The sequence below is a fragment of the Microbacterium sp. 1.5R genome, from assembly GCF_001889265.1.
Taxonomy (GTDB): Bacteria; Actinomycetota; Actinomycetes; order Actinomycetales; family Microbacteriaceae; genus Microbacterium.
Genome location: NZ_CP018151.1, coordinates 2,656,845 through 2,669,285 on the forward strand (window position 1 = coordinate 2,656,845; position 12,441 = coordinate 2,669,285).

Annotated in this window: 15 protein-coding genes; 3 read left to right on the forward strand and 12 right to left on the reverse strand. The window is 68.7% G+C overall.

Annotated features, from left to right (window positions below; all coding sequences use genetic code 11):
- Window positions 1-59: 59 nt before the first annotated feature.
- From rplL to BMW26_RS12765, 3 genes are all read right to left on the reverse strand, one after another.
- Complete coding sequence (gene rplL, locus BMW26_RS12755) at window positions 60-437, reverse strand: 50S ribosomal protein L7/L12 (RefSeq protein ID WP_042539579.1); 378 nt, start codon at window positions 435-437, stop codon at window positions 60-62.
- 48 nt (window positions 438-485) lie between these two features.
- Entirely contained in the window at window positions 486-974 is a 489-nt protein-coding gene (rplJ, locus tag BMW26_RS12760) for a 50S ribosomal protein L10 (RefSeq protein ID WP_053097428.1), read from the reverse strand.
- A 230-nt stretch (window positions 975-1,204) separates the two neighbouring features.
- Window positions 1,205-2,998 (reverse strand): glycoside hydrolase family 15 protein, encoded by a 1,794-nt coding sequence (locus BMW26_RS12765; protein ID WP_072591649.1) that lies wholly within the window; start codon window positions 2,996-2,998, stop codon window positions 1,205-1,207.
- A gap of 51 nt (window positions 2,999-3,049) precedes the next feature.
- Between BMW26_RS12765 and BMW26_RS12770 the strand changes: the two genes are divergently transcribed.
- Both BMW26_RS12770 and BMW26_RS12775 read left to right on the forward strand, forming a co-directional pair.
- Complete coding sequence (locus tag BMW26_RS12770; protein WP_072591650.1) at window positions 3,050-4,414, forward strand: glucose-6-phosphate dehydrogenase; 1,365 nt, start codon at window positions 3,050-3,052, stop codon at window positions 4,412-4,414.
- An 86-nt stretch (window positions 4,415-4,500) separates the two neighbouring features.
- A complete protein-coding gene (locus BMW26_RS12775) occupies window positions 4,501-5,193 on the forward strand; it encodes a YqaJ viral recombinase family protein (protein ID WP_053097431.1) in 693 nt (230 codons plus the stop codon).
- 21 nt (window positions 5,194-5,214) lie between these two features.
- Here BMW26_RS12775 and BMW26_RS12780 read toward each other — a convergent pair whose 3' ends face one another.
- The 6 genes from BMW26_RS12780 to BMW26_RS12805 form a co-directional block, all read right to left on the reverse strand.
- Window positions 5,215-5,721 (reverse strand): hypothetical protein, encoded by a 507-nt coding sequence (locus BMW26_RS12780; protein WP_072591651.1) that lies wholly within the window; start codon window positions 5,719-5,721, stop codon window positions 5,215-5,217.
- Window positions 5,718-6,359 carry a hypothetical protein gene (locus BMW26_RS12785; protein ID WP_072591652.1) on the reverse strand — a complete coding sequence of 214 codons (642 nt, stop codon included), beginning with the start codon at window positions 6,357-6,359 and terminating at the stop codon, window positions 5,718-5,720. Before BMW26_RS12785 ends, BMW26_RS12780 begins: the two co-directional genes overlap by 4 nt.
- The gene (locus BMW26_RS12790; RefSeq protein WP_072591653.1) at window positions 6,356-6,973 is read right to left on the reverse strand and encodes a signal peptidase I; all 618 of its coding nucleotides are present in this window, start codon (window positions 6,971-6,973) and stop codon (window positions 6,356-6,358) included. Before BMW26_RS12790 ends, BMW26_RS12785 begins: the two co-directional genes overlap by 4 nt.
- Before the next feature lie 37 nt (window positions 6,974-7,010).
- Window positions 7,011-7,628 carry a SipW-dependent-type signal peptide-containing protein gene (locus BMW26_RS12795; RefSeq protein WP_072591654.1) on the reverse strand — a complete coding sequence of 206 codons (618 nt, stop codon included), beginning with the start codon at window positions 7,626-7,628 and terminating at the stop codon, window positions 7,011-7,013.
- Window positions 7,629-7,630: 2 nt separating this feature from the next.
- On the reverse strand, window positions 7,631-8,254 hold the full coding sequence (locus tag BMW26_RS12800) for a SipW-dependent-type signal peptide-containing protein (protein ID WP_053097436.1): 624 nt from the start codon (window positions 8,252-8,254) through the stop codon (window positions 7,631-7,633).
- Window positions 8,255-8,477: 223 nt separating this feature from the next.
- A complete protein-coding gene (locus BMW26_RS12805; RefSeq protein WP_198032324.1) occupies window positions 8,478-9,353 on the reverse strand; it encodes a LysR family transcriptional regulator ArgP in 876 nt (291 codons plus the stop codon).
- A 71-nt stretch (window positions 9,354-9,424) separates the two neighbouring features.
- Here BMW26_RS12805 and lysE point away from each other — a divergent pair, with 71 nt between their 5' ends.
- A complete protein-coding gene (gene lysE / locus BMW26_RS12810; RefSeq protein WP_072591656.1) occupies window positions 9,425-10,084 on the forward strand; it encodes an L-lysine exporter in 660 nt (219 codons plus the stop codon).
- Window positions 10,085-10,114: 30 nt separating this feature from the next.
- Here the strand turns inward: lysE and BMW26_RS12815 are convergent, their stop codons facing one another.
- Genes BMW26_RS12815 through BMW26_RS12825 form a run of 3 tightly spaced genes read right to left on the reverse strand, consistent with a single transcriptional unit; the run spans window position 10,115 to window position 12,404 of the window.
- Complete coding sequence (locus BMW26_RS12815; protein ID WP_072591657.1) at window positions 10,115-10,936, reverse strand: amino acid ABC transporter ATP-binding protein; 822 nt, start codon at window positions 10,934-10,936, stop codon at window positions 10,115-10,117.
- Window positions 10,923-11,588 (reverse strand): amino acid ABC transporter permease, encoded by a 666-nt coding sequence (locus BMW26_RS12820; protein ID WP_053097440.1) that lies wholly within the window; start codon window positions 11,586-11,588, stop codon window positions 10,923-10,925. The genes BMW26_RS12815 and BMW26_RS12820 overlap by 14 nt, the downstream gene beginning before the upstream one ends.
- A gap of 3 nt (window positions 11,589-11,591) precedes the next feature.
- Window positions 11,592-12,404, reverse strand: coding sequence for an amino acid ABC transporter substrate-binding protein (locus tag BMW26_RS12825; protein ID WP_072591658.1), 813 nt, complete (start codon window positions 12,402-12,404; stop codon window positions 11,592-11,594).
- Window positions 12,405-12,441 lie beyond the last annotated feature (37 nt).

Here is a 12,441-nt window from a genome sequence, read left to right on the forward strand (position 1 = left end):
CTTTCGTGAAGCGTTCAGACGCTTCCAGGGCGAGGCATCACGCCGCGACCTGGAACGGATTACTTGAGGGTAACCGTGGCGCCTGCCTCTTCGAGGGCAGCCTTGGCCTTCTCGGCTGCTTCCTTGTTCGCGCCCTCGAGCACGGCCTTGGGAGCACCGTCGACGACGGCCTTGGCCTCGCCGAGACCGAGCGAGGTGAGCTCGCGGACGGTCTTGATGACCTGGATCTTCTTGTCGCCGGCAGCCTCGAGGATGACGTCGAAGGAGTCCTTCTCCTCAACCTCTTCAGCAGCGCCGCCGCCTGCGCCTGCAACGGCGACGGGGGCAGCAGCGGTGACCTCGAACTTCTCCTCGAACGCCTTGACGAAGTCGTTGAGCTCGACGAGGGTCAGGCCTGCGAACTGCTCGAGCAGCTCCTCAGTGGTGAGCTTAGCCATGATGTATCTCCTAGATAGGTGGGTTTGTTGAACGAGATCGTGGGTCGCTCACGCGGCCTCAGCGGTCTCCAGCTTTTCGCGAAGAGCATCGATGGTGGCAGCTGCCTTGCCCATCGTCGCCTTCATCATGCCCGCAGCCTTCGCCAGCAGAACCTCACGGCTCTCGAGCGCGGCGTACTTGTTGACCTCGTCGGCAGAGAGGGCGTTGCCCTCGAAGATGCCGGACTTGATCACGAGAAGCGGGTTGGCCTTGGCGAAGTCACGAAGAGCCTTGGCAGTGGCGACGAAGTCGCCATGCACGAACGCGACAGCCGACGGACCCTTGAGGTCGTCGTCCAGCGCGGTGATGCCAGCCTTGTTGGCGGCGATCTTGGTCAGCGTGTTCTTCACCACGGCGTACTCAGCGTCCTGACGGATGCTGTTGCGCAGCTCCTTGAGCTGGGCAACCGTCAGACCGCGGTACTCGGTCAGCAGAACGGCAGTCGAGTTCTCGAATGACTTCGTGAGCTCGGCAACCGATGCGTCCTTCTGCGCCATGGTCACTCCTTGGTGTGTACGAGGCGCCTCACGGAGGTGAGGCGCCGACCCCTGACCGCATGCAACAGAAAAGCTCCGGCGCAAGCGCACGGAGCTCTGAAAGTTCGTGTCCTGCGCGGGCCCCTGCTGAGCAGAGCTTCGATCGCCTCGCGTTCTCACGCACGACGATGACCAGCGGTCTTCGGTTGTTCCCAGGCTACCTCATCGACCGCCGACCCTCAAATCGGACGTCAGTCCCGGTGCGCCGCGCGTCCCCGGTGCCCGGCGAGTGCGTCGGCGGCCCGGATGAGACTCAGGTGCGAGAGCGCCTGCGGAGTGTTGCCGGCCTGCCGCTGGTGTCCGACGTCGTACTCCTCCGAGAGCAGGCCGAGATCGTTCGCCATCGCCATCACTCCGGCCATGAGGGTCTGCGCGTCGCCCGTGCGCCCGCTCGCCGCATACTGCTCGACGAGCCAGAAGCTGCAGGCGATGAAGGGATGCTCCCCTCCACCGAGTCCGTCGACGCCGGACTCGGTGCGGTAGCGCCGCACGAATCCGTTCACGAGCAGGCGACTCTCGATCTCGGCGACGGTGCGCAGCATGCGCGGATCGTCGGCGGCGCAGTACCCGACCTGCGGCAGCAGCAGCAGCGAGGCATCCACGTCGCCGGATCCGTAGTGCTGGACGAAATGGCCGCCCTCCGCATCGACACCGCGGTCGTCGATCTCGCGACGCAGGCGATCGCGCACGCCCTCCCACCGCTCGGCATCGCCGGCGAGACCATGCTCCCGCACGGCACGGACTCCCCGGTCGAGCGCGGCCCACATCATGACCCGCGAGTGCGTGAACCACTGCGGCTCGCCCCTGATCTCCCAGATTCCGTTGTCGGGGCGATCGATCGACACGATCACCTGCTCGACGAGCGCGCGCTGCAAGGGCCAGGAGAAGTCCCCCTCTTCCAGACCCGCGATCCTGGCCGCCTCGAGAGCGACCAGGACCTCGCCGATCACATCACCCTGGTATTGGTCGACGGCCCCGTTGCCGATGCGCACCGGCGCTGAACCGTCATAACCGGGGAGACTGGTCAGCTCGCGCTCGAGGAGATCGCGCTCCCCGGCGATCCCGTACATGATCTGCACCTCCCGCGGTTCCCCCGCGACGGCCCGGAGCAGCCAGCGACGCCACTGATGAGCTTCGGCGAGGAAGCCATGAGCGATCAGCGCCTCGAGCGTCAGCGCGGCATCCCGCAGCCAGACGAAGCGGTAGTCCCAGTTGCGCGAGCCGCCGAAGTCCTCGGGCAGCGAGGTCGTGGCCGCGGCGACGATGCCTCCGGTGTCCTTATTGGTGAGCGCACGCAGCACCAGCAGAGAGCGGACGACGGCGTCGCGATGCGGGCCGTCGTGGCGGATCCCGCTCGCCCATCCCTGCCACCAGGCCCGCGTCCCGGCGATCGCCTCTTCGACGTCGAGCGGCTTAGGCGCGTGCTCATATGAAAGGAACCAGCTGAGCGTGAGGTCACGGATCTCGTCGGCGCCGACCGTCACCGTCGCCCGGTGCCGATGGTCCTCGGCGTGGAATCGCACGCCGCGCACGATCACCGACTCGGGCCCGGCCGTCGCATGCAGCGCCGGGTGATCCGGAGTGCCGACCTGCCGCACCCACGGCAGCCGACGGGAGTAGTCGAAGTGCAGGCGCAGCTCGGTGTCGAACTCGACGCTGCCCGAGACGCCGACGATCCGTCGGATGACCTCGGTGCGCGTCGGCTGGATCGGCATGAACTCGTGCACCTCCGCGACGCCCTCCGCCGTCTCCCACCGGGTGACCAGGATGAAGGTGTCCGAGAGGTAGAACCGCGTCGATGTCGCCCCGGCATCACTCGGGCGCAGCGTCCAGCATCCGTGACCGGGGTCGCCCAGGAGAGCGCCGAACACCGAGGACGAATCGAAACGCGGAAGGCACAGCCAGTCGATGCTGCCGTCTCGCGAGACGAGCGCGCCGGTGCGGCAGTCGCTGAGCAGGGCGTAGTCCTCGATCGGAGCGGGCATTGACCGAGTCTGGCATGTTCACCCGAGGGTCGGAGCGATTACGGTGAGAACATGACCGATGCGACGACGCTGGTGATCCTCGGTGCAGGCGGCGACCTCACCTCTCGGCTCCTCCTGCCCGCTCTGGGCCAGCTGCTGAAGAGAGAACCCGCGCGTTCGGTGCGGATCGTCGGCGCCGATCGCGAGGAGTGGACGGATGCCGAGCTGCGGGCCGTCGTCGACACGGCCTTCGCCTCGATGGACGCCGAGGACGCGGCAGCCCGTGTCGACGTCACCTACGCCCGCACCGACATCACGCGCGCCGACGATCTGCGTGCGCTGTTGGGCGGCCTCACCGGCCGCGTGGCCCTCTACTTCGCAGTGCCTCCGGCCGTGGCGGCGGCGTGCATCGCCGCACTCACGCCCGACATGCTGCCCGCGGGCGCGATGCTCGTGATGGAGAAGCCGTTCGGCACCGACGAGTCGAGCGCCCGCGAGCTGAATCGCATCCTCACCGCCCTCGTGCCCGAGACCCAGGTGTTCCGCGTCGACCACTTCCTGGGTCGCTCGACCACGCTGAACCTCCTCGGCGCACGGTTCGCGAACCGCATCCTCGAACCGCTCTGGTCTGCGGAGAGCATCGAGTCCATCGACATCGTCTACGACGAAGCGCTGGCGCTCGAGGGGCGTGCGGGTTACTACGACAAGGCCGGCGCACTGGTCGACATGATCCAGAGTCATCTGCTCCAGGTGCTCGCGGTGCTCGCGATGGAAGAGCCCGCCACCCTCGACGAGGTCGACTTCCGCGCCGCGACCGGCGCGGTGCTCCGCGCGACCGCCGTGTGGGGCGACGACCCCGCCGGGTCGTCTCGCCGCGCCCGCTACACCGCGGGAGAGATCGACGGCACCGCGAAGCCCTCGTACGTCGACGAACCCGGCGTCGACCCAGGTCGGGAGACCGAGACGCTCGCCGAGGCGACCTTCGAGGTCCGCAACGCGCGCTGGGCGGGAATCCCGTTCCGGCTCCGCTCCGGCAAGGCCCTCGGAACGCCCGCCAGAGAGATCGTCGTGCGCTTCCGTCCTGTCCGCCATCTGCCCCGCGGGCTCACCGGCACGTCCGACGGAGCGGTGCTGCGCTTCTCGCTCGGTCCCGACCGGATGTCGCTCGAGCTGAACCTGAACGCATCCGAGGACCCGCTCGAGCTGGAACGCGCGATCCTGTCCGCGGAGCTCGGCGAGGGCGCGCTCAAGGCGTACGCCGAGGTGCTGTCCGGCGTCCTCGACGGGGATCCGATGCTCGCCGTGCGGGGAGACGCCGCCGAGCAGTCGTGGCGGATCGTCGCCCCCATCCTCGAGGCGTGGCAGCGGGGCGATGTGCCGCTCGACGACTACGTCGCCGGATCCGCCGGCCCGGAGGCGTGGCCGACGCGCAGCTGAGTCCCTGCCGGGGTCGAACGCCCGAGGGAACGCCCCGGGCGGCGTGTGCGGGAGGGAGAGTCGGCGACCGGGGTTACCCTCGATAGGTGACCCCCGAACTCCAAGCTCGCATCGTCGCGGACTCCCGCGACCGCGTCGCCTGGATGCGGGCACGGTCCCGTGGGATCACCGCCACGGATGTCGCCGGACTCACGAGCGAGCGGTCCATCGCCCGCGCCGCCGACTCCAAGCTCGGCGGCGGGCCCCGGTTCGGAGGCAACGCCTACACCGATCACGGACGCCGCCGCGAGCCCGAGATCGCCGCCTGGGTGGCGGCGACGCACGGCATCCTCCCCTCCTCCGCCCTGTTCCGCGCCGAGGTCGAGCACCGCCATCTCGCGACTCCCGACGGTATCGCCGTCGACGCCGACGGTCGCGTGAAGCTCGCGGAGATCAAGACCACGAACAAGGCGTTCCGCGGCATCCCCCGCACCTACCTGCGCCAGGTGTGGTGGCAGCAGCACGTGCTGGGCGCCGAGCGCACGCTCTTCGTCTGGGAGGAGCACGTCGACTTCTCCCCCATCCATGACGAACCCCGCTGCGTCTGGATCGACCGCGACGACCGCGAGATCGCGAAGCTCGTCGGCCTCGCCACAGATCTCATCGACGAGCTCTACCGGCGCACCACCGGTCAGCAGGTGCCGACCCGCATCGCGGATGCCGCGGCGGCCGCCGCCGCCAGCCGGCGCGAGCACCTGCGCGAGCGCGATGCGTTCCGCGCTCTCGCACTCGCCGACTGAGCCGGTCCGCACCGCACGAACTCACGTGCAGGACGCGTTGAGCCCGAGCAGCGCGATCGACAGCTGGCGCGAGGTCCCGTCCGACACCCAGGACGTACCGGCCAGGAGGTTGGTCACCGTCAATGTCGTGGTGCTGCCGAGAAGGTTGGAGATGAGGCTGGCGAGCAGACTCTGAGTGAGGACGGCGGTGTGGGTGTAGAGGCCGCCGGCAGGACCTGTCGTGGTGATGTTCGCCGCCGGGACCACTGCTGTCGTCGCTCCCTGGGTGAGTGTGAGCCTGACCCCGCTGGCGGGGTACACCGACGTCCACACGAGCCGGACGTTCTGGAAGACGCCCAGACCGTTGTTCGCCACCGTGCAGGCGATGATCGTGGCGGGGGGAACGCGGAACGCCGTGATCGTGGCTCGACCGTACTCCGGGTCAGTGAATGCCGCGTCGGTGATCTGCGCCGGCGGCGCGAGGGCCACTCCGCAGAGCAGCGCCGCACCGGCGACTCCGGCCAGGACGCGCTGCCGCCGCACGATCACGACTCGCCTCGGTGAGCTCCGGTGCTGCGGCGGCGCCGGGTCGCACTCAGCGCGGCACCACCGGCCACCAGGGCCAGCGCCCCGCCGATCGCCCAGGGAGCGAAGGTCGCACCGCCCGTCGTCGCCAGCCCGCCGTCGGGTCCGACCGTCGCGGACTCTCCGGCGCCGCGTGCATGCACGCGCACCTGGGTGCTGCCGTCGTCCGCGCCGTCCAACGCGATGACGAGCCTGAGGTGGGCCACCTCTGTGTCGGCCATCTCGACGAGCGGCACCTCGAGGCCGTCACGAGGTATCGACCAGCCGGACTCGAGTGTGGTCGCGCCTCCCCGGCATCCGCTCTCATCCCACTCCTGCGCACAGCGGAGCACGTCCATCACCAGCGCCGCACCGCCGCTCGCACTGACTCCGACCGCCACGGTCCCGGGGTCCGGTGCCTCAGCGCTCACCGTCACATCCCACTGCACGGGCTGGCCCGGCAGGAGGCTCGACGCGGCATCCCAGTCGGCGACGGAGACCAGCCGCAGCACCTGTCCCTGCACGACCTCGGTCGAGGGGGCCGCCCACGCCGGACTCACCGCGACGAGCGCTGCGCAGACGACCGCACAGGCACCCGCGATGCACGCCACCCGCCGGTTCATCGGTCGACTCCCGCCGGATCGACCTGCTCGCGACTCTCCTTCCGGGAGCGCGGCCAGAACGCCCAGACGACGAGGACCGTCGCGCCGATCGTGAGTCCGCCCAGCACGTACGGATCGCCCATCGCGACGATCACGGTCGCGAAGCCGGGGATCGAGAACAGCACGATCCGAACGGTCTGCACGGTGTACGGATACGGATCGTCGGCCGCGTTCGCGTCTCCGCGCATCGTGATCACCCGTTCGTCCGCACTCGCACCGGGAGCGATCGAGGTGATGCGGTGCGTGACCGGCAGATCGCCTGCTCGATCGACGGTGACGACGTCGCCGACCTGCACCTCGGATGCCGGGACGCTCTGGACCACCGCCACGGAACCGGCGGGAATCGTCGGCGCCATCGATCCCGTGCGGAACATGATGAGGGTGATGTTCGCCGTGAAGGCGACGATCACGAGCACGATGCAGATGACCCCTGCGGCGGCGGCGAGCCAGAGGAGGACATCGGCGAGCGCCCTCCCGAGAGTGCCTCGCGAGGACGCCGCGGCGGGTGCCGGCGACGCGGACGCATCATCGACCGTCGCCTGTTCACGCAGGCTGCGCCTCGTCGGTGCACTCATGTCTCCTCCTCACGTCATCCGATGCTCTGCCCGCAGGTCAGCTCGACACTCCGGCGATCTGCCATGTCTGGATCGCCGTCAGCCCTTGCGCGCCGTTGTCGGTCGCTGCCGGCAACGTCACTGCGAAGCAGTAGTTCACGGTCGTTCCGCCGTCGGCCGCGACCGCCTGGGTGCCGGTGCCGCCGACCGACAGCAGCGAGTTGTCGGGAACGACAGCCGTCCCGGCCGTGTAGGTCGTGCTGTTGCAGGCCGTCCCCGCGATCGCCCTCACCCCGTATCGCAGGTAGGTGCCGAGCCCTGTTCCCGCCGTCGACGTCACACTGAGCTGCAGCGTGCCGGCCACTGACGGATTCGCGGTCCGCACGCTGAACAGCGCGTACGTGGTGTTGCCGGGAGCCATGGCCGAGAACGGTGCGCTGAACGACAGCGCCGCCGGCGTGCCCACCGGGTGGCTCGAGAACGTGGCACCGTCGGTCGCCCCGACGATGTCGAACCGCCCGGCGGTGAAGGTCGCATTGCCGTATTCGGAATCGTTCCAGGCGGCCAGGGTCATCGTCGCGCCGACGCCGAACACCAGCCCGCCCGCGAGCACAGCGCGTATCCGACGGGAGAGCAGTCGCTTCCCCTCCCGCATGCCTCTGCGGGTGTCGGCCATGATCAGTCCGCAGTCGAGGTGGCCGTGAACTCCCAGGTCGCGGTCGCGGCGGCGCCCTGCGTGAGACCGGCGCCCGCGGTCACCGCGAAGCACAGCTGCACAGGCGTTCCCGCCGTCCCTGCCGGTGCGCCCTCGGCGAGAGGAACCGACGTGGCTCCGGTCTGAGCGCTCAATGTGGTGCCCGTCGCGACGACGGTTCCTGCCGCCGTGGCGTCGCACACGTCGCCCGCGTCGATGGCCGTCACGGTGTATGAGAGATTGGCCTCGTTGCCCCCCGTGCCCGCGGTGATCCCCGACGGCACCAGCGTGGCGCCGTTGGTGGTCGTGCTGTCGAGACGCACCCAGAACGGTGCGTAGACGACGTCGCCCGGAGACATCGACGACGCCACGGCGGGCAGCTGGAAGACGAGCGCCGCTGCAGTGTCCCCCAGATCGACGTTGTGATCGTCGTACCCGTCGGTCGCGCTCGTCGTGGATCCCTCCAGATTGAACGAGCCTGCGGTGAAGGTGCCAGTCGCGAACTCGGAGTCGTTCCATGCCGCGAGCGTCACCCCGATACCGACGCCGAGCACCAGCCCACCGGCGAGCACTGCCAGAACCTTGCGTTGAGTGTCCTTCTCAGCCATGACATTCCCCCTCAGGAATCTCACGAGACGCAGATGGCTGGGGATGGTCGCCCTTCGCGGCCTGCATCCGGTACTCGTGTCGTTCCCGACAGCTTTGTCCACTTCCTGCGCCTGTTCAAGGCCTTCCGCGTCACGATTGCGCATTCCGACTCACGAATCGCGCAGAAACGTCTATCGATTTCTGCGACCGATCGGATGGTTGCAGTTCGTCCAGAGCTGCAGCTCAGCTCGCGAGAACACGCTGCGCCTCGACGGAGACTTCGGCCGCGATGGTGTCGAGCAGCGCGGAGCGCAGGTTCCACTGCTGCCAGTACAGCCTGACTCGCAGCGGCGGCCCGCCGAGCGGCACGAGCTCGCGCTCCTTCTGCAGGAGCGGCAGCATCCCCCATCCGAGGCCGAGCCGCACGGCGAGCGCGTAGTCGTGCGACGCGGGCACGTAGTGCCGAGGAGCCCCGTGGTGCGCGACCCCCATCCGCTCGAGCCATTCGTGCTGAAGCGTGTCTCGTCTGTCGAAGTCGACGAAGGGCGCCGCGCTCAACGCCTCTCTGGTGACACCGGAGGAGAACCAGCGATCAGCGAACGCCGGTTCTGCCATCGCGTGATACTCCAGCACGCCGAGCGGTGCGACGGAGCACCCGGCGACCGGCGCCGCCTCACTCGTGACCGCCGCCATCACCGTGCCGGACTCGAGCAGCCGAGCCGTGAAGTTCTGGTCGTCGCGGTGCAGGTCGAAGTCGAGGTCGTGGGCTGCCGAGAGCCGTGCGAGCGGAGGCAGGAACCACGTCGCCATCGAGTCCGCGTTCACGGCGAGCGGTATGCGGGTGCGGGGCGTCTCGTCGCCCTCGAGGCCGAGTTCTGCGAGGGCATCGTGCTCGAGGAGTGCCAGCTGTCGTGCGAGCCGCACGACAGCCTCGCCCGCCTCGGTGAGACGGGCAGGCTTGGTGCGCACGACGAGGACCCGTCCGAGCTGCTCCTCGAGCGTCTTGAGCCGCTGGCTCACGGCGGAAGGAGTCACACGCAGCACCCGCGACGCCGCGTCGAGGGTTCCCTCGTCGGCCACGGCGGCGACAGTGGCGGCAAGCTCCGGATCGATCTTCACATTAGCCATGCTAATGGCGCACAAGGAATCATCGCTGGTGCTCATGTCCGTGGCATCCGTACCGTGGACTCATGCTCTCCGTCTTCTCGGGTCTCGGACTCGGCCTCTCCCTGATCGTCGCCATCGGCGCGCAGAACGTGTTCGTCCTCCGTCAGGGCATCCGCAGAGAGAACGTCCTGCCGGTCGTCATCATCTGCGCCGTGTCCGACGCCCTGCTCATCGCCGCCGGCGTCGCGGGACTCGGCTTCGTCATCTCCGCAGCCCCGTGGCTCGTGGTCGTCGCGCGCTGGGCGGGGGCCCTGTTCCTCCTGGCCTACGGCATCCTCGCCGCCCGCCGCGCCTGGAGGGGCGGCGAAGAGCTGCGAGTCGACCGGACCGGTGCGGAGGGCTCGGCGCCCGGGTCGGGCGGCGGAACCACGACGGCGACCCGCACCGCGCTCGCTCCCGTGATCGCGACGGCTCTCGCCCTGACCTGGTTGAACCCGCACGTCTACCTCGACACCGTCCTGATGCTCGGGTCGATCGCCGCGACGCACGGCGACGAGCGCTGGCTGTTCGCCGCCGGAGCGATCGCCGCCAGCATCCTGTGGTTCACCGCGCTGGGGTTCGGCGCCCGCTATCTCGGCCGCTGGCTGCGCACGGAACGAGCGTGGCGCATCCTCGACGCGCTGATCGCCGTCGTCATGATCACCCTGGCTGTCAGCCTGGTGCTGCCGGTGCTCGGCGGCTGACCCTGCGTCGCAGACGTGAGCGGACGCCCGTCAGTCGCCGTCGAGGGGCCGAAGGATGCGAGTGAGGAACCTCTGGGTGCGCTCGTGCTGCGGCGCGCCGAAGGTATCGGCCGGCGCGCCCTGCTCGACGACCACACCCGCGTCCATGAAGAGCACATGATCCGCCGCCTCGCGCGCGAAGCTCAGCTCATGCGTCACCACGACCATGCTCCACCCCTCGTCGGCGAGCTCCTTGATCACGAGCAGGACCTCCCCCACGAGCTCGGGGTCGAGTGCGCTCGTCGGCTCGTCGAACAGCAGGAGGTCGGGACGCAGCGCGAGAGCGCGGACGATGCCGACCCGCTGCTGCTGACCGCCGGAGAGCTCGTGAGGTCGAGCATCGGCCTTGTCGGCGAGCCCCACGCGGGCGAGCAGGACGCGGGCCTCGGCGACCACCTCGGCCTTGGGTCTGCCCTGCACCCGCCATGGTCCCTCGATCACGTTCTCGAGCACCGAGAAGTGCGGGAAGAGGTTGTGATGCTGGAAGACCATCGCCGACCGATCGCGCAGCGCGAGACGCTTCTGCGCGCGCGTGCGCTTCGCCACCGGATCCGACGGGGCGAAGTCGATGTCAGGGCCCCCGGCCACGACGATGGTCCCGGCATCCGGCGTCTCGAGCCCGTTGAGCGCACGCAGCACCGTCGTCTTGCCCGATCCGCTCGGACCGATCAGCACGACGACCTCTCCGCGGTGCAGCGTGAGGTCGATGCCGCGGAGCACCTCGTTGTCGCCGAAGCGCTTGTGAAGGCCGCGGGCGGTGAGCAGGGCGTCGGCTGTGGACCTGGGTGAGTGCGCCGGATCAGTGAGCGACATTGCGATCGAGTCTCCTCTCGAGTGCGCTCTGGCCGAACGACAGCACCAGGCAGATCACCCAGTACACGAGCGCGGCAGCCAGGTAGACGACCATGAACTCCAGGGTCGCCGCCGCGATCTGCTGCGCCACCTTGAAGAGCTCGGTGACGAGGATCAGCGAGGCCAGCGACGTGTCCTTCACCAGCGAGATGAACGTGTTGGACAGCGGAGGCACCGAGACCCGCGCTGCCTGGGGAAGGATCACCCGCGTGAGTGTGCGCGTGCGATTCATGCCGACCGTGTACGCCGCCTCCCACTGCCCCTTCGGGACGGAGAGGATGGCGGCGCGCACCACTTCGGCTCCGTACCCGCCGACGTTCAGCGACAGTGCGATGATCGCGCTGGTCCACGGATCGAGCTTGAGTCCGATCGATCCGAGCCCGTAGAAGATCACGAACAGCTGCACGATCATCGGCGTGCCGCGGATGACCGAGATGTAGAACCTGGCGATGCCCGACAGCACGGGATTGACCGAGATCCGCATCAGCGCTGCGCCGATGGCGAGCACGAGACCCAGCGCGAAAGAGATCAGCGCGAGCGGAACCGTCACCGTCACCCCCGCGAGGGCGATCGGTCCGAGCGAGTCGAAGAACAGCTGCCAGGGATTCTCCATGGGTTACTGGGTCACGTCTTCGCCGAAGTACTTGTCGCTGATCTCGGCCAGGGTGCCGTCGGCACGCAGCTCTTCCAGAGCGCCGTCGATCGCCTCGACGAGGTCCGTCTTGTCCTTGGTGAAGACGAATGCCTGCTCACCGGCCTCGTCGGTCTCGGCGGCGATCTTCAGGCCGGACGGGCTGTTGGTGGTCTCATAGTCGAGGAAGGTCAGCTTGTCGTTGACGGTCGCATCGACGCGGCCCTGACGCAGCAGCTCGACGGCCTGCGCCCACCCCTCGACGCCTTCGACGGTGGCACCGGACTCGGTGGCCAGCTCGTACCAGTTGCTGGTGAGAGACTGCGCCGTCGTCGTGCCCTCGAGGTCGTCGAACGACGAGATCGAGTCGTCGTCCTCGGCGACGACGATGACTCCCGGCGAGACGGTGTACGGGGTGCTGAACAGGTACTTCTCCTGGCGCTCCTCGTTGATGCTCACCTGGTTGGCGATCACGTCGAAACGGCCCGCGTCGAGACCGGCGAAGATCGCATCCCACTGGGTCTCCTGGAACTCGACCTCGAGGTCGAGCTTGTCGGCGACCGCCTGGATGATCTCGACGTCGAATCCGGTCAGGTCGCCGGTTCCGCCGTCATCGTGGAAGCTGAACGGACGGTACGTGCCCTCGGTGGCGACCGTCAGCGTGCCGTCCGTGACGAGGCCGAAGCCGGATCCGCTCTCACTCGAGCTGCTGTCGGCAGGCGTGGTGCTTCCGCTGCACGCGGTGAGTGCTGCTGCGGCGACGACCAGTGCGGTGACGGCGATGATGCGACGGGACATGTGACCCTCCTGGGGTGCGGTGAGGCGCGAGTGCTGT